This window comes from Xanthomonas sp. F14 (genome assembly GCF_014199865.1).
Genome location: NZ_JACHOM010000003.1, coordinates 1 through 19,724, shown reverse-complemented (window position 1 = coordinate 19,724; position 19,724 = coordinate 1). Strand labels below are relative to the sequence as shown.

The window sequence follows — 19,724 nt, the reverse complement described above, 5'->3', positions numbered from 1 at the left end:
CCGCGGCTAGTCGCAAACACTGCAGGGCCGCGCCTTCAATGCGGCAACGATGCCATCGCCCGGCAATTCCAGCAGCAAGCCGCGTTGCCCGGCGTTGATCCACAGCGACGGGGCATCCAGTGCACTGGCTTCGATCAGGACCGGCGCCTGGCGTTGCTGCCCCAGCGGGCTGATGCCGCCGACCTTGTAGCCGGTGCGACGCTCGGCATCGGCCACCTCCATCATGCGCGCCGACTTGCCGTTGCAGGCACTGGCCAGTTTCTTCAGCGACACCCGGCGATCGCACGGGATCACCACGCACACCGCCTCGTCGTCGACCCAGGCCATCAATGTTTTCAGCACCGTGTGCGGCACCAGTCCCAGGGCGTTCGCCGCCTGCACGCCCTTCGCGTCGGCATCGGCCTGGTAGGCGTAGGGGTGCAACACATAGGCCACGCCGGCGGCATCCAATGCCTTGGTCGCGCGGGTGGCCTTGCTCATGGCGTCAGAGCGATTCGAAGCGGTTGGCGGCGACGTTCTTGCGCACCTTTTCCGGATTCCAGATGCGCCCGTTCATGGCGATGTACACGCCCGCCGGCAGCGACTGCACCGCGCCGACCGCGCAGCCGATGTTGAACTCGGCATCGGAGCCGCGAAAGCGCGCCGGATTGAGCGCGCCGGTCATCACGATGGTCTTGTCTGCGATCGACTGCAGCACCTTGCCGGTTTCCACCATCGAGTCGGTGCCGTGGGTGATCAGCACGTGGCGGGTCGGCTGGGCGGCGATGGTGGCGCGCACCAGTTCGCGGTCGGCATCGGTGATGTGCAGCGAATCCTTGCGGATGATCGGAATCACCGAGAAGCGGAAGGTCACGCCCAGCTCCTTGAGGATCTGGCCGATCTGCGGGTCGCCGATCTGGTAGTCCGATTTGTCGTCGAAGTAGATTTTGTCGATCGTGCCACCGGTGGTGACGATCAGGAGGTCTTCCATTGCTGCGGGTCCTTCAAACGGGCGCGGTGCAGGCCGCGCGAGGGCCGTCATGATACGACCCCGGCGCGGGTGCTGCCCAAGCGGGTCAACGTGGAGGGCGCTTGCGGCCGAAGCGCGCCGCCATGCCGGGGCCGCCCACCAATGCCACCACCAGCAGGGCCAGCAGTACTTCCAGCCAGGCCAGCCCACGTGCCTGCGGCTGGCTCCAGGCGGCCATCACGCCGTGACTGAACCAGCCCAGCGCGAACACGCCGGCCCAGAAACGCGCACGTGCGCTGCGCAGCGCCAGCGCGGCCATCAGCGCTGGCGGCAGTGCGAACACCAGCAGCGCCGCGGTGCGGTGGCGGTCGTCGTGAAACCAGCTCACGAACAGCACCGTCAGCGCGATCAGCGCGGCAGTCAGCAGCCAGTGCGTGGCACGCACGCTCATGGGCTGGCCAGGCGCCGGGCGATATCGGCCACCCGGCGACCCAGCGCACGCGCCAGCAGCGCTTCGTCCTCGCTCGGTTGCGGGTCGCCGCCGGCGCCGGAGACATGGCCGGCGCCATAGGGCGTGCCGCCGCTGGTGGTATGGCTGAGCGCCGGCTCGGTGAACGGGATGCCGACGATCAGGCAGCCGTGGTGCAGCAGCGGCAGGTGCATCGACAGCAAGGTGGATTCCTGGCCGCCGTGCATCGAGGCGGTGGAAGTGAACACGCCTGCCGGCTTGCCGGCCAGGGTGCCGCTGGCCCACTCGGCGCCCAGGCCGTCGAGGAAATGCTTCATCGGCGCGGCCATGTTGCCGAAGCGGGTCGGGCTGCCCAGCAGCAAGCCGCTGCATTCGGCCAGATCGGCCTTGTCCACGTACGGCGCGCCCTCGTCCGGCACCGGCGGGGCGCTGGTTTGGGTCACCGCCGCCACCGGCGGTACCGTGCGCAGCCGCGCGCCCATGCCCGGTACTTCGCCGATGCCGCGCGCGATCTGCCGCGCCAGCCGCGCCACCGAACCGCCACGGCTGTAATACAGCACCAGAATCTCCGCCATCGCGCATCTACCGCCTGTGTGAGTTGCCGCAGTATCGGCCAAGCCACCGCCTGCCTGCACGCCGCAGTTGCGGCAAGGCCGCGATGACGGCGCATCGGGTACCCTTGCGCGATGTTGCGCGTGAACAAAATCCACCAATGGAAAGAACGGCTGCGCGACCGCGCGCGGACGGTCAGCTTCGGGCGCTTCCTGTGGCGCCGCTTTCTCGACGACCGCTTGTTCCAGGCGGCCGCCTCGCTCGCCTACACCACGGTGTTTGCGCTGGTGCCGCTGGCGATCGTGGTGTTCGGGGTGCTGTCGGCGTTCCCGGCCTTCAACGAGTGGAAGGACGCGCTGACCGACTTCATCTTCAACAACTTCGTGCCTGGCGCGGCACGCTCGGTGCAGAACTACCTCAATCGTTCGCTGGAGGATCTGGGCAAGTTCACCGTGGCCGGTATGGTCGCGCTGGTGGCCTCGCTGCTGATCACCCTGCATAGCATCGAGCAGACCTTCAACAGCATCTGGCGGGTGGCCGCCGCACGCCCGAAGGTGACACGCTTCCTGATCTACTGGACGGTGCTGACCCTGGGCACGATGCTGGCCGCCGCCTCGATGGCGATGGCCGCCTACGTGTTCGCGCTGCCGCTGTTCCGCACCACCGAAGGCCAGTGGCTGGCCGAATTCGCCTGGCGGCTGGCGCCGATGGCGGTGGAATTCGTCTGCATCGTGCTGATCTACCGCGTGGTGCCGCAGCATGGGGTACGCCTGCGGCATGCGCTGCCGGGCGCGTTGCTGGCGGTGATCCTGATGGAAATCGTCAAATGGGGCTTCGGCTTCTATCTGGGCAATTTCCAGACCTACCAGCGCATTTACGGTGCGCTGTCGGCGCTGCCGATCCTGCTGTTGTGGATCTACCTGAGCTGGGTCTCGGTGCTGCTGGGCGCCTCGCTGGCCTCCTCGATGGCGGCATTCCGCTACCAGCCCGAAGCGATGCGGCTGCCGCCGGGTTTCGAGATCTATGGCCTGCTGCGCCTGCTCGGCCGCTTCCGCCAGGCACGCATCCACGGCAACGGCCTGGATGAAGACCGCATCCTGGCGCTGGAGCCGATGCTCACCGACACGCTGATGCAGGAGTTGCTGTGCGAACTCAAACGCATCCGCCTGTTGCGCCGCGACGAGCGCGGCCAATGGCTGCTGGCGCGCGACCTGGACGTGGTGCCGCTGGCCGAACTCTACGAAAGCTGCCAGCTGCGCGTGCCGATCGAAGACCGCCCCCTGCCGTGCCGCGACGATGCCTACGGCCAGGCCGCTGCCGCTGCGCTGGAACAACTGCGCCAACCCTTGCGCAGCGTGCTGGCGCAACCGGTCGGCGACCTCTACACCCACCTTCCCGGAGACCTCCCATGACCGTGCGCCTTGTGCGCGGCGCCTGTGCGCTGCTGTTGCCGCTGTTGCTGCTGACCGCCTGCAAGCCCACCGGCGAGGGCACGCCCTCCGCCGGCGGTGCAGCGCCGGCGACCACCGCACAGACGCCGCAAAAGCCGGCCGCTCCCGCCGACCCGGCCAGCCCAACCGACACCTCGGTGGTGCAGCAGACCGCCGAGATGCCCAAACTGTCGCTGCCGACCGTGACCGGCGAGGCCTACGATCTGGCCGCGCATCGCGGCAAGTGGGTGGTGGTCAATTTCTGGGCCACCTGGTGCGCGCCGTGCCTGAAGGAAATGCCCGAGCTGTCGGCGCTGCATACCATGCGCGACACCGTCGAAGTGGTGGGCCTGGCCTATGAAGACATCAGTAGCGCCGACATGCAGGCGTTCCTGAAGGACCACCCGGTGTCATACCCGATCGCCATCCTCGACCCCTACCAGCCGCCGCAGGACTTCGCCACGCCGCGCGGCTTGCCGATGACGTATCTGATCGGGCCGGACGGCAAGGTGGCCAAGCAGTTCCTCGGCCCGGTGACCGCACGCGACATCGAGACGGCGGTGGGCATCACCGGCAAGGCCGGCTGATGCAGGCGGCGCGCTTTATCGTCACCGGCGTGGTGCAGGGCGTGTGGTTCCGGGCCTCCACCCGCGAGCGCGCGGTTGCGCTGGGCCTGCGAGGGCATGCGCGCAACCAGCCCGACGGCAGCGTGGAAGTGGTCGCCGCCGGGCCAGACGCCGTGCTGGATGCGCTGGAAACCTGGTTATGGCAAGGCCCGCCGGCGGCCAGCGTGGCGGCGGTGACCCGCACGCCCTGCGCGCCGCCGCCGACTGAAGAATTTGTAACTGGCTGAGTTGCCGCCAGCCGGGCAGGCCAACAGACTTGCGATGCGTCGCCGATAACCTTGTCAGCGCGATCAGGCGTGCAGGGGGAATATATGGCCGCTCCATCTCAAGATCACACCGACGGGCAGGAACTGCCTACCCGCAACCGTCGCCTGGCGCAGCTGGCGCCATGGCTGTACCTGGGCGTCCTGTCGGGCAGTGGCTGGCTGCTGTTTCTGCAGCCGCAGACCCGCGTGCTGCAGCCGGGGCAGGCGGCCACCAGCTGGCTGCTGGCCTGGATCTTCGGTGGCATCGTGATCGCTGCGGTGCTGTGGAGCCTGAAGCTCGCACGTCACGGCCTGGGCGCGTCCGCTGCCAGCTATCCGCTGTCGGCGCGTCTGCCCGATTCCTGGGCCGACGCCTACGCAGCCCTGTTGCGCCCGGCCCCCGCGGTGCCGCTGTCGGCCTCCAGGCCGGATCCCGCCGGCACCCAACGCGGCGCAGCCTGGCACCGTTTCGGCGGCGGCATGCTCAACGTGGAGAATTTCGATCCCAACGACGCCACCCGCGCGCCCTGGGACACCCTCGATGCCCAGGCCTGCATCGCGCGTCTGGACGATCTCCGTCCGGCCTGGCAGAACGCCACCGCCAACCGCGCGCTGCAACAGGAGCGTCGCTATTGGCTGGACGTGGTGCTGTCGCTGCTCGACCACGGCGTGATGCGCCCGCTGCAGGACGGCTACCTGCCCGACACCGCCACGCTGCGCACCGAACGTTTCCTGCTCGGCGCCGATGCCGGCCCGATCGTCCTGGCCGAAGTGCCGGCGCTGTTCGCACGCCGCCTGGCGCTGGCGATCGAGACCATGCCGGCCCCGCAGCGCGAGGCCGCCGGCGTCCAGTGGCGTCTGCTGCAGCAATTGCACGGCCTGGTTGCCGAGAGCCGCATGCTGGACGAGCGCTCGCAGGTCATCCAGGTGCTGGCGTGGAACCCGGATGTGGACCTGGACCAGGTCGAAGTGGCCTACATCCTGGCCGCCGAGTACCGCCAGGGCATGCGCGACTGGTTGCGCCGCGCCGCGCTGGTGCGTCTGCCCGACAGTGCGCTACGCCTGGACGAAGTGCTGCTGTCGTCCTGCAGCCCGCTCGGTGCGCAGGCCGACGACGTCGACTACATCGAAGCGATGCGCCCGCTGCACCGCGGTTTCATGCAGCTGTTCAGTCAGCGCCTGAGCCAGTTGGTGCTGCAGGCCGAGCAGGCCGAACGCCAGGCCGGCCTGTATCCCTTGCCGCGCGCCACCGCGGCCAGCGACGAGATCTCTCAGGACTGGCCGGCGTAATCGTCGATCGGTTCCAGCACGCCGTAACGTTCCTTGTGCGGCTTGCCGTCCAGTGGCGGCAGCTGCAGCGTGTCATCTGGCACCGCGGTGTCCGGGAGCCGATCCAGCAGATTGCGGATCAGGCTCAACCGGCCGCGCTTCTGGTCGTTGAAATCCACCAGCGTCCACGGCGCGTCCGGCGTATGCGTCACCTCGAGCATGCGCTCACGCGCGGCGGTGTAGTCCTCGTACTTGCTGCGTGACTGCAGGTCCACCGGCGACAGCTTCCAGCCCTTGAGCGGATCTTCCTGGCGTTCGGCAAAGCGCTGTTCCTGCTCGGCCTGATCCACGCACAGCCAATACTTGAACAGTAGGATGCCGTCGTCGACCAGCAGTTGTTCGAAGCGCGGCGCCTGCTCCAGGAACGCGTCGTATTGCGCGTCGGTGCAATAGCCCATCACCCGTTCCACGCCGGCGCGGTTGTACCAGCTGCGATCCATCAGCACCAACTCGCCGGCCGCTGGCAGGTGCGCCACATAGCGCTGGAAATACCATTGCGTGCTTTCGCGATCGTTGGGTGTCGGCAACGCCACCACCCGGCACTGGCGCGGGTTCAGATGGCTGGCGATGGCCTGGATCACACCGCCTTTGCCGGCGGTGTCGCGGCCTTCCACCAGTACCAGCGCGCGCTGGTTGGTATGCCGCAGCCAGCGCGCCATGTTGACCAGTTCCAGCTGCAGCGGTGCCAGCAACTTCTTGTAGGCCTTGCGTTTCAGGTGCGACATGCGCGTTCCAACAGCGATGGAGCGCGCAGGCTATTCGCCCAGACGTGGACGCAGTGTCGCCAGATTGCAGGGCTTGGTCCGCGCATCCAGCTGCGCACGCACGATCTTTTCCCAGGCCGTGCGGCAGGCCGAGGTGGAGCCGGGCAGGCAGAACACGAAACTGTGATTGGCCAGCCCCGCAAACGCGCGCGACTGCAGTGAGGAGGTGCCGATTTCGTCGACACTGACCGCGCGGAACAACTCGCCGAAACCGGGCATGGTCTTGTCCAGCAACGGGGTAATTGCCTCCGGCGTGCTGTCACGGCCGGTAAAGCCGGTGCCGCCAGTGATCAGGATGCCGTCGACCTGCGCATCGGCGATCCACGCAGAGACGATCGCGCGCATGCGGTAGCGATCGTCCGGACACAGGGCGCGCTCGTGCAGCACGTGACCGTCGTGAGTGAGGGCATCGACCAGATAGTCGCCGGAGCGATCATCGGCCAGCGTGCGGCTGTCGGACACCGTCAGCACGCACAGGTGCAAGGGAATGAAGTCGGGATTGGAAGGCATGCCCCAAGCCTAGCGAGCCGGAACGACCGGGTACAGCACCACGGCGTGAAGCCGCACAACATTGATTGCCAGCGGGGTTCGCTGACACTGGCAATTAGCAACTGACAGTTCGTGGCAAATCGACCAGTCGCTCTCCCTGCGGGCGAGAAGGCGCATCTTGCGCGCCACTGGTGTGCGTTCCGCCGAGCGCCCACGCGGCAAGATTGGACGCCGGTCTCCCGCCGGGAGGAGGGGGTGGGGTGAGGGTACGGCGAAGCAAGATGCCTGTCGGTACTCGCTTCAGCGAGGGCGGCAGCGCGGCCGGGGATCGGCTCCTCGGCTCGGCAGACATCCTGTCTGACTCGCCGCCGCGGCACATCCCTGTGCCGCTCTCCGCCAATCCCCGGCCACGCTGCCGCTCTGCACGTTGTTTCCATGACATGAAAAGGTCTCGAAGAAACTCAATGACGCTTTCAAGCACCTCTCCCGCAGGGGCGAGGAGGGACAGCTGGGCGCGCGTGCCTTGGAGCGCCCGCGCCGCAAGCGCGGGCCGGGGCACGGACGCGCGGGTTTGGGTGGGGTGCGGCGGAAGACAGCCATCTAGCTTGAAAAGGCAAGCAGCCCGCTAGTCACCCAACCAACCATGTTGGCGCGCGAGTGCTTGCATCAGGTCCGCGAACCCGTCGGCAAACCCATCCATATCGAACACGCCCGACTCGCGCCGACGCTCCGCCACCTGCGCACGCAGCGCACTCAATGCCGCTGGATCACCCGCCAACGCCACCGCCTTCGCAACGAACGCGGCGTCATCGGCCACATTCATCTCATCCAGGCCCAGATGATGATTCAGGCTGCCGGCCACGCGCGCGGCAAATGTCTCGCCGGGCGTGGTCAACACCGGGCAACCCGCCCATAAGGCATCCGATGCGGTGGTATGCGCGTTGTACGGATGCGTATCCAGGAACAGGTCCGCATGCCGGTAGCGCGCCAGATACTGCGCGTGCGGCAGCTTCGGCATGAACACCAGGCGCTGCGCAGCCACGCCTTGCGTCTGCGCCACCGCACGCAGGCGTGCGTCGGCCTCGCCCGGTCCGGACAACAGCCACAGCACGCTGCCCGGCACCGCACGCAACACCGCCAGCATGCGCGCCATGCTGCGGGGATTGAGCTTGTAGCTGTTGTTGAAGCAGCACAGCACTACGCCATGCTCGGGCAAACCGCACTGCGCCCGCGACGGCGGCTCGGCGACCACGCGCGAGGTGTCCGACGGCTGAAACGCACCGTTCAGGCGCAACACGCGCTCGCGATAGAACGGCTGCAGCGCCGGCGGCAGCGCAAACGCATCGCCCAGCACATAGTCCATCCACGGCGCGCCCGATGTGCCCGGATACGCCAGCCAGTTGAGCTGCAGCGGCGCCGGCCGCAGTGCGAACACTTCCGGGCGCCCGCCACCGCCCCAGCCGCGCAGGTCGAACAGCAGATCGATGCCCTGGTCGCGGATGTGCTGCGCGGTGGCCAGGTGCCCGAGCGCGGTGACATCGTGCAGCGTGGTGGCTTGCGCCAGGCGCGCGCGGATCTCGCTGCGGTCGTCATGGCTGGTGGCGAACAGATGCGGTTGTAGCGCCGGCTGCCGGCGCTTCAGCGCTTCGAACAGCGCGACCGTCAGCAAGCCGGTGGGATGCGCACCAAACCCGTTGGAAACGAAGCCGAGCCGCAACCCGCCCTGGCTGCGCATGGCAGTCGGCGGTAACGGGCGCAGCATCGCAGCGACTGCCTGGGCGCGCGTCCGTGCACACGCCAGCTGTTCGGCAGCGCTGGCGTCCTCGCTCAGGAAGGCGAACGGTTCCACCGCGGCAGCGCCCTGGGCCACGGCACTGCGCACCTGCGCAACAAGCGCATCCAGTTCGCGCCAATCGCACAGGCGGCGTCGCCAGTTGAGCAGTTGCGCAGCGATATATGGCTCGTCGGGCAGCAACTGGTGCGCACGCGTATACGCGGCCGCGGCCGCTTCGGCCTGGCCTGCATCTTCCAATGCGTGCCCCAGCCACAGCGCGATGCCCGGATGTTGCGGCACCAGGTCCGATGCCTGCTGCAACAACGCTGCCGCCTCGGCATGTCGTTGCTGTGTCCAGCGCACCCGGCCAAGCCGCGCCAACGCTTCCGGATGGCCCGGCTGCAGTGCAAGCGCGCGTTGTACCGCGGCCTCGCCTGCAACGATTGCGCCCATGCCGAGCTCGGCATCGGCCAGCATCAGCCAGGCGATGAAGTCGCCCGGCTGGCGTCGCACCGCCTCGCGCAGCTGCAGCAGCTCGCGCGGGACCTGCGCACTCACGGGCTGTCGCTCAACCGTGCCAGTTCGTCGGCCTGATGCTCGTGCAGCAGTCGTGCGATCAGTGCATCCAGATCGCCTTCGATGATGTTGGGCAGGTCGTACAGCGTCAGGCCTTCCACGCGGTGGTCGGTGATGCGGCCCTGCGGGAAGCTGTAAGTGCGGATGCGCTGGCTGCGGTCGCCGCTGCCGACCTGCAACTTGCGCGTCTGCGCTTCGGCGGCGGCCGCCTTGCTGCGTTCGGCTTCCACCAATTGCGCCTTCAGCCGCTTCATCGCCTTGTCGCGGTTGGCGTGCTGGCTGCGTTCGGTCTGGCATTCCACCACCACGCCACTGGGCACATGGGTGATGCGGATCGCCGACTCGGTCTTGTTGACGTGCTGGCCGCCGGCACCGGACGAGCGGAAGGTGTCCACTTTCAGGTCGGCCGGGTTGATCACGATCTCTTCCACATCGTCGGCTTCGGGGATGATCGCCACCGTCGCCGCCGAGGTGTGGATGCGGCCCTGCGATTCTGTCGCCGGCACGCGCTGCACGCGGTGGGTGCCGGATTCGAACTTCAGCCGCGAATACGCACCGCGTCCGACCACCCGTGCCACCACTTCCTTGTAGCCGCCGTGCTCGCCGGGGCTGTCGGATTCGATTTCCACCTTCCAGCCCTGGCGCTCGGCATAGCGCGCGTACATGCGGAACAGGTCGCCGGCAAAGATCGCCGCCTCGTCGCCGCCGGTACCGGCGCGCACTTCCAGGAACAGGTTGCCGTCATCGCGCGGGTCGCGCGGCACCAGCAGCAAGGCCAGTTGCGCATCCAGTTCTTCCAGGCGCGCCTGTGCGGCGGCGATCTCCTCTTCGGCCAGCTCGCGCATCTCCGGATCGTTGCGCATCGCTTCGGCCGCGCTCAGGTCGGCCTTGGCGCGCGCTTCGTCTTCCAGGGCCACGGCCACCGGCTCCAGCTGCGACAGTTCGCGCGACAGCGCGCGGAACCTGTCGTTGTTGTTGACCACATCGGGGTCGGAGAGCAGGTGCTGCAGTTCTTCGCGGCGCTCGGCCAGCGCTTCGAGCTTACGGCGCAGGGTCGGCGTCATCGGTCCTCACGATCGGGGTGGCTACAGGGGGATGTCGATAACCCGGCTTTTCCGGGAACAGCCGGTCGGCCGCGCTGGTCAAGTCCAGGTCGTTGTTGAGCGCGGCATCGCGCAGCGCGGCGGTGGGCGGATGCAGCAGCCGGTTGGTCAGCGCATGCGCCAGTTGTTCCAGTACTTCGTCGGCCGGCTTGCCGTTGTGCAATTGCTGGCGCGCCTTGGCCAGCAGTTCGTCGCGGGTGCTGTCGCCGAACGCGCGCAAGCGCTTGAGCGGCGCCTGGCGCGCGTTGGCCTGCAAGGTCTCGACATAGCGAGCCACCTGCAGGTCGATGATGGCTTCGGCCTGGTCGGCGGCTTCACGGCGGCCGCGGCGGTTGTCTTCCACCGCGCGTTCCAGGTCGTCCACCGTGTACAGGTAGGCGTCGCCGAGTTCGGCCACCGAGGCTTCGATGTCGCGCGGCACCGCCAGGTCGAACAGCAGCATCGGCTTGCGCTTGCGCGCGCGCAGTGCCTGTTCCACCTGCACCCGGGTCACGATCGGCTCGCGCGCGGCAGTGGCCGAGAACACCACGTCGGCTTCGGCCAGATGGCGGTCCAGATCGGTCAGCGGCAGCGCGTAACCGCCGTGCTGGCTGGCCAGCGTCTGCGCATGCGCAAGCGTGCGATTGGCGATCAACAAGCGGCGCACGCGGCCTTCGCTCAGATGCTTGGCCGCCAGCTCGATGGTTTCGCCCGCGCCGATCAGCAGCACGGTGGATTCGTTGAGCCGCGCGAAGGATTCCTGCGCCAGTCGTACCGCAGTGGAGGCCACCGACACCGGATTGGCACCGACGCGGGTATCGGTGCGCGCCCGCTTGGCGACCGAGAAGGTCTGCTGAAACAGGCGGTCCAGCCCGCTACCCAGCGCGCCGTGTGCACGGGCCACTGCCCAGGCATCCTTCACCTGGCCCAGGATCTGCGGCTCGCCCAGCACCATTGAGTCCAGCCCGGTGGCGACGCGGAACAGGTGGCGCACCGCCGCTTCCTCCTGATGCTGATAGAGGTAACCACTCAAGCCCGGCGCATGGGTCTCCAGCCAGCTCACCAGGCTGTGCGGGTCGTCGGACATCGCATACAGCTCGGTGCGGTTGCAGGTGGACAGCAGCGCGGCCTCGCGCACCTGCGGCAACGCGCGCAGGGATTCGAGCGCGCGCGGCAACGCGTCACCTGCGAACGCCGCGCGTTCGCGCAGGTCCACAGGTGCGGTCTGGTGATTCAGTCCGAGCACCCACAACGTCATTGTTCAGTTGCTTGCGATAAGCTGGCGGCCATTCAGGGCCCCATTTTACGGCCCGGTTGCCCCCGATGCCTGTACCGATTCGCATCCTGTGTGTTCTTTTGCTGGTCGCAGTCTCCGCCAGCGCCACTGCAGCACCCAAGAAAGCACCGCCCGCGCCGCCGCCCGGTCGCGCCGGCGCCACCTCGCTGGAGCCGGTGCTCGCCGGCGAATTCGCCTTGCAGGCCGGGCAGTTGGACGATGCCGCCCGCGCCTACCTGGACGCCGCCAAGGCCGAGGCCGGCGATGCCGGGCTGGCCGAACGCGCCGCCCGCATCGCCATGCTGGCCAACGACGACCCGCGTGCGATCGAGGCCCTGGCGCTGTGGCGCTCCCGCGCACCCTCGTCGATGTCCATGCGCAGTACCGAAGCCTCGCTGGCCTTGCGCCGCAACGACCTGCGTACCGCCCGCCGTGACCTGCTCGGCCTGCTCAAGGAGCCAGACCCGCGCGGCTGGCGCTTCGCCCTGATCGCCCTGGCCAATGGCGGGCGCGAGCCGGAAGCCTCCGCCGACGTGCTCGAAGACCTGGTCAAGGCCGGCGCCATCCCCAATCAGATCGAAGCCTGGCAGGAATTCGGCCGGCTCGCCCTGCGCATGGAGCGCCCGGCGCTGGCCAAGCGCATCGTCGACGAAGTGGTGCGCCGCTTCCCCGAAGAGCCACGCGTTGCCTTGTTGCATGCCACCCAGCTGCAGCAGGAAGGCAAGAACGACGAAGCGCTGGCACTACTGAAGAATGTCGAGCCGCAGGCGGTCAAGGATTCGGAGCTGCGTGGCGCGCTGGCGTTTGCCTACGACGCCATGGGGCAGACCGAAGCCGCCGCGCGGGTGTTGTCGACCGGGCCGCAGGACACCCAGACCTACGGGCTGCGTGCCTCCATGCTGGCCAAGGAAAAGGATCGCACTGCGCTGGAGGCGCTGTACGGCGAGCTCAAGAGCAATGCCGCCAAGCCCGACCCTGACCGCCGCCTGCTGCTCGGCAAGATCGCCGAATTCCTCAAGCGCTACGACGAGGCGGTGGAATGGTATCGCGGCGTGCCCGGCGGCCCGCAGCTGAGCGAGGCGCGCCTGCGCGCCGCCAGCGCCCTGTACGAGCTGGGCCGCAAGCCCGAGGCGCTCGCCGAAGCGCGCGCATTGCAGAGCGATGCCAGCGCCGACGACGACGCGCGTCGCGACGCCTACGTGCTCGAAGCCGAGCTGCACCAGCGCGCCGACGACGCAGCGGGCGAACTGGATGCCTTCGAGCGCGGCCTGGCCGCCTACCCGGACGACGGCGCGCTGCTGTACGCCCGCGGCCTGGCCTGGGAGCGCCGCGACGATGTCGCGCGTGCCGAGGCCGACCTGCGCAAGATCCTGGTGGCCGAACCGGAAAACGTGGCGGCGCTGAACGCGCTGGGCTACACCCTGGCCGACCGCACCACCCGCTACAAGGAAGCGCTGGCGCTGATCGACCGCGCCCGCACCGCCGACCCGGACAACCCGGCCATCGTCGACAGCTACGGCTGGGTGCTGTATCGCATGGGCCGCACCAAGGAAGCCCTGGTGCAACTGCGCCGTGCCTGGGCCCTGGTCAAGGACCCGGAAATCGCCGCGCACGTGGGCGAGGTGCTATGGGTCAGCGGCAAACAGGACGAAGCGCGGCGCTACTTCGATGAGGCGCGGCGTCTGGATCCGGACAACCGCGCGCTGCAACGCGCCGTGGAAAAATTCGGGCTATGAGCGGGACGATCCGAACACTGGCCCTGAGCGGGCTGGTGCTGGTCGGGCTGTCGGCCTGCGTCAGCGTGCCGCGCGGGCAGGGCGGTGGCGCCGCAGTGGTCGCGCAGGTTTCCGAGGGTGCGCGGCAGGCCGAAGCCGCACGCCAGGCCTGGCTGCAGGCGCATCCGACCTGGTCGTTCCAGGGCCGGGTGGCGATCAGCAAGGGCAGCAATGGTGGTAGCGGCCGCATCGACTGGCAGCAGGACGGTGCGCAGTATCGCGTACAGCTCAGTGCGCCGGTAACCCGGCAGAGCTGGGTGCTCACTGGCGACACCGCCAGCGGCGCCGGACGCCTGGAAGGGCTGGACGGCGGCCCGCGCAGCGGTCCGGATGCCGAGCAGGTGCTGCTTGAAGCGACCGGGTGGACCATCCCGGTCAACCAGATGCCGGACTGGGTGCGCGCGCTGCGCATCGCCGACGCCGGTGCCGAACGCGCCGATCTGGATGCGGCCGGGCGACCGCGTACCGTGCAGCAGGATGGCTGGACCATCGACTTTCTCGCCTGGGCGCCGGCCGGCGCCGGGCAACCCGAGCTGCCGCAGCGCATCGAAGCCCGCAACGGCGAGGCCAAGGTGCGCCTGCTGGTCGATCAATGGACGGTATCGCCCTGATGTCCGCGCTGGAGACGGGCTGGTCGGCGTGGCCTGCGCCGGCCAAGCTCAACCTGTTCCTGCAGATCGTCGGGCGCCGCGCCGATGGCTACCACCTGCTGCAGACCGTGTTCCGGCTGCTGGACTGGGGGGACATCATTCATCTTCGTGTGCGCAACGACGGGCTGATCCGGCGCATCGGCGACAGCCTGCCCGGCGTGGCGGAAGACGATGACCTGGTCATCCGGGCCGCGCGCCTGCTGCAATCCAGCGCGGGCACGCAGGCCGGCGCCGACATCCGGGTCGACAAGCGCATCCCCGCCGGCGGCGGCTTCGGCGGCGGCTCGTCGGATGCCGCCACCGTGCTGGTCGCGCTGAATGCCTTGTGGGGCCTGGGCTTGCCGGTCCAGACGCTGGCCGAGCTGGGGCTGCGGCTGGGCGCCGACGTGCCGGTGTTCGTGCGCGGTCACAATGCCTGGGCCGAGGGTGTCGGCGAGCGACTGACCCCGATCGGTCTCCCGGCGGCGTCCTACGTGCTGGTCGATCCGGGAATTCACGTGCCCACCCCGGTCTTATTTCAATCACGGGAATTGACGCGGGATGCTGCGCCCGTGAAAATAGCGGACTTCGCTTCGGGTTCCCTGCTCGACAATGCGTTCGAGCCGGTCCTGCGGCGCCGTGAACCCGCCATCGAGGCAGTGTTCCAGGCGCTGTCCAGGATCGGGACGCCGCGTTTGACCGGGTCGGGGAGCGGGTGTTTCGTCGAATTCGCCACGCGCGCTGCTGCAGAGCAGGCCATGGCGCAGTTGCCGGACAACCTGAGGGCGTGGGTCGTGGAAGGTGCAGCGCACTCGCCACTGCTCGACGCGCTGCACGCGAGACAGGTTTGATGCAGGGGCGTCGCCAAGAGGCCCAAGGCACCAGGTTTTGATCCTGGCATTCGTAGGTTCGAATCCTACCGCCCCTGCCAGTTGTTGATGCAGGTCCCTCTGCAGCAGTCGTATATGCAGGTCCCCTGCAACAGCCGTATATGCAGGTCCCTCTGCAACAGCCCGCACATCCATGTGCGGGGATTCAACGAAAAGCCCGGCATTTGGTCGGCTTTGTCCAGCTCCATCATCGCCCGCACGCTCTTTGCCGCCGCCCGAGAGATCCCATGCAAGACCAACGTAACCTGCTGGTGTTCTCCGGCAATGCCAACAAGCCGCTTGCCCTGAGCATCTGCAAGGAGCTCGGCGTTCGCATGGGCAAGGCGCTGGTCACGCGCTTCTCCGATGGCGAGGTGCAGGTCGAGATCGAAGAAAGCGTGCGCCGGCAGGAAGTGTTCGTGATCCAGCCGACCTGCGCGCCGAGCGCGGAAAACCTGATGGAGTTGCTGGTGCTGATCGACGCGCTCAAGCGCGCCAGTGCCGCGTCGGTGACCGCGGTCATCCCGTACTTCGGCTACTCGCGCCAGGACCGCCGCATGCGCTCCTCGCGCGTGCCGATCACTGCCAAGGTCGCCGCCAAGATGATCTGCGCAATGGAGGCCGACCGCGTGTTGACGGTCGATCTGCACGCCGACCAGATCCAGGGCTTCTTCGACGTGCCGGTCGATAACGTCTATGCCTCGCCGTTGCTGCTGGCCGACATCTGGCGCGCCTACGGCACCGACAACCTGATCGTGGTATCGCCGGACGTGGGCGGCGTGGTGCGCGCGCGCGCCGTCGCCAAGCGCCTGGACGATGCGGATCTGGCCATCATCGACAAGCGCCGTCCGCGCGCCAACGTCGCCACGGTGATGAACATCATCGGCGATGTGCAGGGCAAGACCTGCGTGCTGGTCGACGATCTGGTCGACACCGCCGGTACCCTGTGTGCCGCCGCCGCAGCGCTGAAGCAGCGCGGCGCGCTCAAGGTGGTGGCCTACATCACCCACCCGGTGCTGTCCGGCCCGGCAGTGGACAACATCAATAATTCGCAGCTTGACGAGCTGGTGGTCACCGACACGATTCCGCTGAACGAAGCCGCGCGCACCTGCGCCAAGATTCGTCAGCTGAGCGTGGCCGAACTGCTGGCCGAGACCATTCGCCGCATCGCCTTCGGCGAGTCGGTGAGTTCGCTCTACGTCGACTGATGCCGCATTCGGTGCCCGGAGTTCCGGGTGCCGGTACTACGTCTCGCCTGGTCGCGGGTGAGACGCTTCATCGCCGCGAGGCGGTATTCCAATCCAGGTAGTGAAACAACATGGCAAAGACTCACGAAATCAAGGTCGAGCGCCGCGCGAACGAGGGGAAGGGTGCGAGCCGCCGCCTACGTCACGCTGGCGTCATTCCGGCCATCGTTTACGGTGGCGAACTCGAGCCGGTCAGCATTCAGCTCAACCACGAGCAGATCTGGCTTGCCCAGCAGAACGAGTGGTTCTACTCGTCGATCCTCGACCTGAACCTCAATGGCGACGTGCAGCAGGTGCTGCTGCGTGACATGCAGCGCCATCCGTTCAAGCAGCTGATCATCCACATCGACTTCCAGCGCGTCAGCGCCAACGAGAAGCTCAGCGCCGCCGTGCCGCTGCACTTCATCAACGAAGCGGCCTCGCCGGCCGGTAAGTCCAGCGAAGTGGTCGTGACCCATGAACTCAACGAAGTTCAGGTGGTCTGCCTGCCGAAGGATCTGCCGGAGTTCATTGAAGTGGACCTCGGTGCCCTGGAAGTGGGCAACGTGATCCACTTGTCCGAGATCAAGCTGCCGGCCGGTGTGGAAATTCCGGAGCTGAAGCTGGGCAAGGAGCACGACGTGGCGGTGGTTGCTGCCAAGCACGTGCGGATCGAGGAAGAAGACGCTGCCGGTGAAGAGGGCAGCGAAGGCGCCGAGACCAAGTAAGCCGTCGGCCGATTCCTCGCGCTGCGCGGGATCGGCTGCGGTCACTGGCATGTCTGCACTCCGCCTGATTGTCGGACTCGGGAATCCCGGTCCGGAACACGCGCAAACCCGGCACAACGCCGGGTTTCGTTTCGTCGATGCCCTCGTCGAACGCCATGGCGTGCGCTGGGGGCTGGACGCCAAGTTGTTCGGCGAGACCGCAAAGGTCGAGATCGCCGGGCAATCGGTCTGGCTGCTCAAGCCGGCCACCTTCATGAATCTCAGCGGCAAATCGATCACCGCCGCGTTGCGGTTCTGGAAGATCGAGCCGGAGCAACTGCTCGTCGCACACGACGAACTGGATCTTGCGCCGGGCATCGCGCGGCTCAAGTTCGATGGCGGTCACGGCGGCCAGAATGGCCTGCGCGACACCATTCGCCTGCTGGGGCACGGTAAATTCCATCGCTTGCGGATCGGCATCGGCCATCCCGGCCACAAGGACCGCGTGGTGCCTTGGGTGCTGGGACGGGCAGGGCGCGACGACGACGCGGCAATCGGCGCTGCGGTGGACGCGGCCATCGATATCCTGCCGCTGGCACTGCAAGGTAATTTCAACGAGGCGATGAAGCGCCTGCATACCAGCAGGGATGCGTGATTGGGGATTGGGGATTTGCAGCCGTGCGGCATGGCGAATCTCCAATCCCGAATCCCAAATCCCGGATGTGACCCATGGGTATCAAATGCGGCATCGTCGGCCTGCCCAACGTCGGCAAGTCGACCCTGTTCAATGCGCTGACCAAGGCGGGCATCGCTGCGGCCAATTTTCCGTTCTGCACCATCGAGCCGAACGTCGGCATCGTGCCGGTGCCGGATCCGCGCCTCAATCAACTGGCTGAGATCGTCAAGCCGCAGAAACTGATTCCGACCGCGGTCGAGTTCGTTGATATCGCCGGCCTGGTGGCGGGTGCGGCCAGCGGCGAAGGGCTGGGCAACAAGTTCCTGGCGCATATCCGCGAAGTCGATGCGATCACCCACGTGGTGCGTTGCTTCGAGAACGACGACGTCATCCATGTGAACAACAAGGTCGACCCGATCAGCGATATCGAAACCATCGATACCGAACTGGCATTGGCCGATCTGGACAGCGTGGAAAAGGCGCTCAACCGTGCCGAGCGCAGCGCCAAGGGCGGCGACAAGGATGCTGCGGCGCGCAAGCCGGTGCTGGCCAAGTTGCAGGCCGCGCTGTCCGATGGCAAGGCGGGGCGTGCAGCTGGCCTGGACGATGATGAAAAGGCGCTGGTGCGCGACCTGTTCCTGTTGACGCTCAAGCCGGTGATGTACATCGCCAATGTGCTTGAGGACGGTTTCGAGAACAATCCGCACCTGGACGCGGTGCGTCGGCATGCGTTGGCCGAAGGCGCCGAAGTGGTGCCGGTCTCGGCAGCGATCGAGGAAGAGCTGTCGCAGCTCGACGACGAGGACCGCGACACCTTCCTGGCCGATCTGGGTCTGGACGAGCCGGGTCTGAATCGCGTCATCCGTGCCGCCTACAAGCTACTTGGCCTGCAGACCTACTTCACCGCCGGCGTCAAGGAAGTGCGTGCGTGGACGGTCAGGGCTGGCTCGACCGCGCCGCAGGCGGCAGCGGTGATCCATACCGATTTCGAGAAGGGCTTCATCCGCGCCGAGACGATCGGTTTCGACGACTTCATCAAGCACCGCGGCGAAGCCGGTGCGCGCGATGCCGGGCGCCTGCGCCTGGAAGGCAAGGAATACCGCGTGCAGGAAGGCGATGTGCTGCACTTCCGCTTCAACGTCTGACCGGTTGCGCGCGACCCCGATGGTCGCGCGTCTTCGGCACTGACGATCTGCTCAAAATTTTTGTTGACACCGCATGCATCCCACAACAAAATAACGGGCTGCTTCACCCCGAACCGAATTCGCCTCATCGCGCACCGGTCCGGTAGTAAAAGCTGGAGGGATACCCAAGCGGCCAACGGGGGCAGACTGTAAATCTGCTGGCTTACGCCTTCGGTGGTTCGAATCCACCTCCCTCCACCAGTTTCATGTTGTGGCATGCAGTTCCCGGCGCGGGAGTAGTTCAACGGTAGAACCTCAGCCTTCCAAGCTGATGGTGCGGGTTCGATTCCCGTCTCCCGCTCCATTGAACGCAAATGCATGGCATAATACAAAACTCGCTCACGTAGCTCAGTCGGTAGAGCACCTCCTTGGTAAGGAGGAGGTCGAAGGTTCGATTCCTTTCGTGAGCACCACTACTCAATCGTCTTCAACTCCAAACGATTACCGAGACACGCACCCATGGCAAAAGCTAAATTTGAGCGCACCAAGCCGCACGTGAACGTCGGCACCATCGGTCACGTTGACCATGGCAAGACCACGTTGACAGCCGCGCTGACCAAGATCGGTGCTGAGCGTTTCGGTGGCGAGTTCAAGGCGTATGACGCGATCGACGCGGCGCCGGAAGAGAAGGCGCGCGGCATCACGATTTCGACCGCCCACGTCGAATACGAGTCCCCGACCCGTCACTACGCGCACGTCGATTGCCCCGGCCACGCCGACTACGTCAAGAACATGATCACCGGTGCAGCGCAGATGGATGGCGCGATCCTGGTGTGTTCGGCTGCTGACGGCCCGATGCCGCAGACCCGCGAGCACATCCTGCTCTCGCGTCAGGTCGGCGTGCCGCACATCGTGGTGTTCCTGAACAAGGCCGACATGGTCGACGACGCCGAGCTGCTCGAGCTGGTCGAGATGGAAGTGCGCGAGCTGCTCAGCAAGTACGACTTCCCGGGCGATGACACCCCGATCATCCACGGTTCGGCGCGTCTGGCGCTGGACGGTGACCAGAGCGACATCGGCGTGCCGGCGATCCTGAAGCTGGTCGAGGCGCTGGATTCGTTCATTCCGGAGCCGACCCGCGACGTCGACCGTCCGTT

21 protein-coding genes and 4 tRNA genes are annotated in these 19,724 nt (G+C 67.0%); 16 read left to right on the top strand and 9 right to left on the bottom strand.

What is annotated here, in order from left to right; translation table 11 throughout:
* Positions 1 to 6: 6 nt before the first annotated feature.
* The 4 genes from ybaK to wrbA form a co-directional block, all read right to left on the bottom strand.
* Complete coding sequence (ybaK, locus tag GGR73_RS11540) at positions 7 to 480, bottom strand: Cys-tRNA(Pro) deacylase (RefSeq protein ID WP_184457001.1); 474 nt, start codon at positions 478 to 480, stop codon at positions 7 to 9.
* Between the two features lie 4 nt (positions 481 to 484).
* Positions 485 to 970 carry an asparaginase domain-containing protein gene (locus tag GGR73_RS11535; protein ID WP_016900703.1) on the bottom strand — a complete coding sequence of 162 codons (486 nt, stop codon included), beginning with the start codon at positions 968 to 970 and terminating at the stop codon, positions 485 to 487.
* A gap of 85 nt (positions 971 to 1,055) precedes the next feature.
* Positions 1,056 to 1,400, bottom strand: coding sequence for a DUF2069 domain-containing protein (locus GGR73_RS11530; protein ID WP_047128204.1), 345 nt, complete (start codon positions 1,398 to 1,400; stop codon positions 1,056 to 1,058).
* The gene (wrbA, locus tag GGR73_RS11525) at positions 1,397 to 2,053 is read right to left on the bottom strand and encodes an NAD(P)H:quinone oxidoreductase (RefSeq protein ID WP_184456999.1); all 657 of its coding nucleotides are present in this window, start codon (positions 2,051 to 2,053) and stop codon (positions 1,397 to 1,399) included. Before wrbA ends, GGR73_RS11530 begins: the two co-directional genes overlap by 4 nt.
* Before the next feature lie 51 nt (positions 2,054 to 2,104).
* Between wrbA and GGR73_RS11520 the strand changes: the two genes are divergently transcribed.
* The 4 genes from GGR73_RS11520 to GGR73_RS11505 all read left to right on the top strand — a co-directional run bounded on the left by GGR73_RS11520 (position 2,105) and on the right by GGR73_RS11505 (position 5,561).
* Entirely contained in the window at positions 2,105 to 3,382 is a 1,278-nt protein-coding gene (locus GGR73_RS11520; RefSeq protein ID WP_024938585.1) for a YihY family inner membrane protein, read from the top strand.
* Entirely contained in the window at positions 3,379 to 3,987 is a 609-nt protein-coding gene (locus GGR73_RS11515) for a TlpA family protein disulfide reductase (protein ID WP_104568879.1), read from the top strand. Before GGR73_RS11520 ends, GGR73_RS11515 begins: the two co-directional genes overlap by 4 nt.
* Positions 3,987 to 4,253: an acylphosphatase gene (locus tag GGR73_RS11510; RefSeq protein WP_184456997.1), complete on the top strand. Its 267-nt coding sequence runs from the start codon at positions 3,987 to 3,989 to the stop codon at positions 4,251 to 4,253. The genes GGR73_RS11515 and GGR73_RS11510 overlap by 1 nt, the downstream gene beginning before the upstream one ends.
* Before the next feature lie 84 nt (positions 4,254 to 4,337).
* Entirely contained in the window at positions 4,338 to 5,561 is a 1,224-nt protein-coding gene (locus GGR73_RS11505; RefSeq protein WP_126966979.1) for a hypothetical protein, read from the top strand.
* Here GGR73_RS11505 and ppk2 read toward each other — a convergent pair.
* From ppk2 to hemA, 5 genes are all read right to left on the bottom strand, one after another.
* Entirely contained in the window at positions 5,543 to 6,325 is a 783-nt protein-coding gene (ppk2, locus tag GGR73_RS11500) for a polyphosphate kinase 2 (RefSeq protein ID WP_024938581.1), read from the bottom strand. The two genes, GGR73_RS11505 and ppk2, sit on opposite strands and share 19 nt — an antisense overlap.
* 30 nt (positions 6,326 to 6,355) lie before the next feature.
* Positions 6,356 to 6,874, bottom strand: coding sequence for a molybdenum cofactor biosynthesis protein B (gene moaB / locus GGR73_RS11495; protein ID WP_024938580.1), 519 nt, complete (start codon positions 6,872 to 6,874; stop codon positions 6,356 to 6,358).
* Positions 6,875 to 7,478: 604 nt separating this feature from the next.
* A complete protein-coding gene (locus tag GGR73_RS11490; protein ID WP_184456994.1) occupies positions 7,479 to 9,185 on the bottom strand; it encodes an O-linked N-acetylglucosamine transferase family protein in 1,707 nt (568 codons plus the stop codon).
* Positions 9,182 to 10,267 carry a peptide chain release factor 1 gene (gene prfA / locus GGR73_RS11485; RefSeq protein WP_046345802.1) on the bottom strand — a complete coding sequence of 362 codons (1,086 nt, stop codon included), beginning with the start codon at positions 10,265 to 10,267 and terminating at the stop codon, positions 9,182 to 9,184. Before prfA ends, GGR73_RS11490 begins: the two co-directional genes overlap by 4 nt.
* The gene (hemA, locus tag GGR73_RS11480) at positions 10,245 to 11,543 is read right to left on the bottom strand and encodes a glutamyl-tRNA reductase (RefSeq protein WP_046345803.1); all 1,299 of its coding nucleotides are present in this window, start codon (positions 11,541 to 11,543) and stop codon (positions 10,245 to 10,247) included. The genes prfA and hemA overlap by 23 nt, the downstream gene beginning before the upstream one ends.
* Positions 11,544 to 11,608: 65 nt before the next feature.
* On the opposite strand from hemA, the gene GGR73_RS11475 reads away from it, so the two are divergent.
* From GGR73_RS11475 to GGR73_RS11420, 12 genes are all read left to right on the top strand, one after another.
* The gene (locus GGR73_RS11475; protein WP_104553649.1) at positions 11,609 to 13,297 is read left to right on the top strand and encodes a tetratricopeptide repeat protein; all 1,689 of its coding nucleotides are present in this window, start codon (positions 11,609 to 11,611) and stop codon (positions 13,295 to 13,297) included.
* Complete coding sequence (lolB, locus tag GGR73_RS11470; RefSeq protein ID WP_104553648.1) at positions 13,294 to 13,947, top strand: lipoprotein insertase outer membrane protein LolB; 654 nt, start codon at positions 13,294 to 13,296, stop codon at positions 13,945 to 13,947. Before GGR73_RS11475 ends, lolB begins: the two co-directional genes overlap by 4 nt.
* Positions 13,929 to 14,816: a 4-(cytidine 5'-diphospho)-2-C-methyl-D-erythritol kinase gene (ispE, locus tag GGR73_RS11465; RefSeq protein WP_184456992.1), complete on the top strand. Its 888-nt coding sequence runs from the start codon at positions 13,929 to 13,931 to the stop codon at positions 14,814 to 14,816. Before lolB ends, ispE begins: the two co-directional genes overlap by 19 nt.
* Before the next feature lie 3 nt (positions 14,817 to 14,819).
* Positions 14,820 to 14,896 (top strand) — tRNA-Gln (locus GGR73_RS11460).
* A 186-nt stretch (positions 14,897 to 15,082) separates the two neighbouring features.
* On the top strand, positions 15,083 to 16,042 hold the full coding sequence (locus tag GGR73_RS11455; protein WP_002811729.1) for a ribose-phosphate diphosphokinase: 960 nt from the start codon (positions 15,083 to 15,085) through the stop codon (positions 16,040 to 16,042).
* Positions 16,043 to 16,152: 110 nt separating this feature from the next.
* Positions 16,153 to 16,788, top strand: a complete 636-nt coding sequence (locus GGR73_RS11450) for a 50S ribosomal protein L25/general stress protein Ctc (protein ID WP_016900688.1) — start codon at positions 16,153 to 16,155, stop codon at positions 16,786 to 16,788.
* Positions 16,789 to 16,837: 49 nt separating this feature from the next.
* The gene (gene pth, locus GGR73_RS11445) at positions 16,838 to 17,422 is read left to right on the top strand and encodes an aminoacyl-tRNA hydrolase (RefSeq protein ID WP_054591843.1); all 585 of its coding nucleotides are present in this window, start codon (positions 16,838 to 16,840) and stop codon (positions 17,420 to 17,422) included.
* Between the two features lie 74 nt (positions 17,423 to 17,496).
* Positions 17,497 to 18,588, top strand: a complete 1,092-nt coding sequence (ychF, locus tag GGR73_RS11440) for a redox-regulated ATPase YchF (protein ID WP_054591844.1) — start codon at positions 17,497 to 17,499, stop codon at positions 18,586 to 18,588.
* A 154-nt stretch (positions 18,589 to 18,742) separates the two neighbouring features.
* Positions 18,743 to 18,828, top strand: a tRNA-Tyr gene (locus GGR73_RS11435).
* 29 nt (positions 18,829 to 18,857) lie between these two features.
* A tRNA-Gly gene (locus GGR73_RS11430) sits at positions 18,858 to 18,931 on the top strand.
* Positions 18,932 to 18,964: 33 nt separating this feature from the next.
* Positions 18,965 to 19,040: transfer RNA gene (locus GGR73_RS11425), tRNA-Thr, on the top strand.
* A gap of 46 nt (positions 19,041 to 19,086) precedes the next feature.
* Positions 19,087 to 19,724 (top strand): GTP-binding protein (locus GGR73_RS11420; protein WP_184456990.1); only part of this gene is annotated, 638 nt, incomplete at its 3' end.

What these genes read in the sequence shown, in the direction of transcription:
- GGR73_RS11515 (WP_104568879.1), top strand. Translation starts at nt 3,379, where the DNA reads ATGACCGTGCGCCTTGTGCGCGGCGCCTGTGCGCTGCTGTTGCCGCTG.
- lolB (WP_104553648.1), top strand. Translation starts at nt 13,294, where the DNA reads ATGAGCGGGACGATCCGAACACTGGCCCTGAGCGGGCTGGTGCTGGTC.
- hemA (WP_046345803.1), bottom strand. Translation starts at nt 11,543, where the DNA reads ATGACGTTGTGGGTGCTCGGACTGAATCACCAGACCGCACCTGTGGAC.
- GGR73_RS11530 (WP_047128204.1), bottom strand. Translation starts at nt 1,400, where the DNA reads ATGAGCGTGCGTGCCACGCACTGGCTGCTGACTGCCGCGCTGATCGCG.
- GGR73_RS11505 (WP_126966979.1), top strand. Translation starts at nt 4,338, where the DNA reads ATGGCCGCTCCATCTCAAGATCACACCGACGGGCAGGAACTGCCTACC.
- ybaK (WP_184457001.1), bottom strand. Translation starts at nt 480, where the DNA reads ATGAGCAAGGCCACCCGCGCGACCAAGGCATTGGATGCCGCCGGCGTG.
- GGR73_RS11510 (WP_184456997.1), top strand. Translation starts at nt 3,987, where the DNA reads ATGCAGGCGGCGCGCTTTATCGTCACCGGCGTGGTGCAGGGCGTGTGG.
- ispE (WP_184456992.1), top strand. Translation starts at nt 13,929, where the DNA reads ATGGACGGTATCGCCCTGATGTCCGCGCTGGAGACGGGCTGGTCGGCG.
- prfA (WP_046345802.1), bottom strand. Translation starts at nt 10,267, where the DNA reads ATGACGCCGACCCTGCGCCGTAAGCTCGAAGCGCTGGCCGAGCGCCGC.
- GGR73_RS11450 (WP_016900688.1), top strand. Translation starts at nt 16,153, where the DNA reads ATGGCAAAGACTCACGAAATCAAGGTCGAGCGCCGCGCGAACGAGGGG.
- GGR73_RS11455 (WP_002811729.1), top strand. Translation starts at nt 15,083, where the DNA reads ATGCAAGACCAACGTAACCTGCTGGTGTTCTCCGGCAATGCCAACAAG.
- GGR73_RS11520 (WP_024938585.1), top strand. Translation starts at nt 2,105, where the DNA reads ATGTTGCGCGTGAACAAAATCCACCAATGGAAAGAACGGCTGCGCGAC.
- GGR73_RS11535 (WP_016900703.1), bottom strand. Translation starts at nt 970, where the DNA reads ATGGAAGACCTCCTGATCGTCACCACCGGTGGCACGATCGACAAAATC.
- GGR73_RS11475 (WP_104553649.1), top strand. Translation starts at nt 11,609, where the DNA reads ATGCCTGTACCGATTCGCATCCTGTGTGTTCTTTTGCTGGTCGCAGTC.
- ychF (WP_054591844.1), top strand. Translation starts at nt 17,497, where the DNA reads ATGGGTATCAAATGCGGCATCGTCGGCCTGCCCAACGTCGGCAAGTCG.
- pth (WP_054591843.1), top strand. Translation starts at nt 16,838, where the DNA reads ATGTCTGCACTCCGCCTGATTGTCGGACTCGGGAATCCCGGTCCGGAA.
- ppk2 (WP_024938581.1), bottom strand. Translation starts at nt 6,325, where the DNA reads ATGTCGCACCTGAAACGCAAGGCCTACAAGAAGTTGCTGGCACCGCTG.
- moaB (WP_024938580.1), bottom strand. Translation starts at nt 6,874, where the DNA reads ATGCCTTCCAATCCCGACTTCATTCCCTTGCACCTGTGCGTGCTGACG.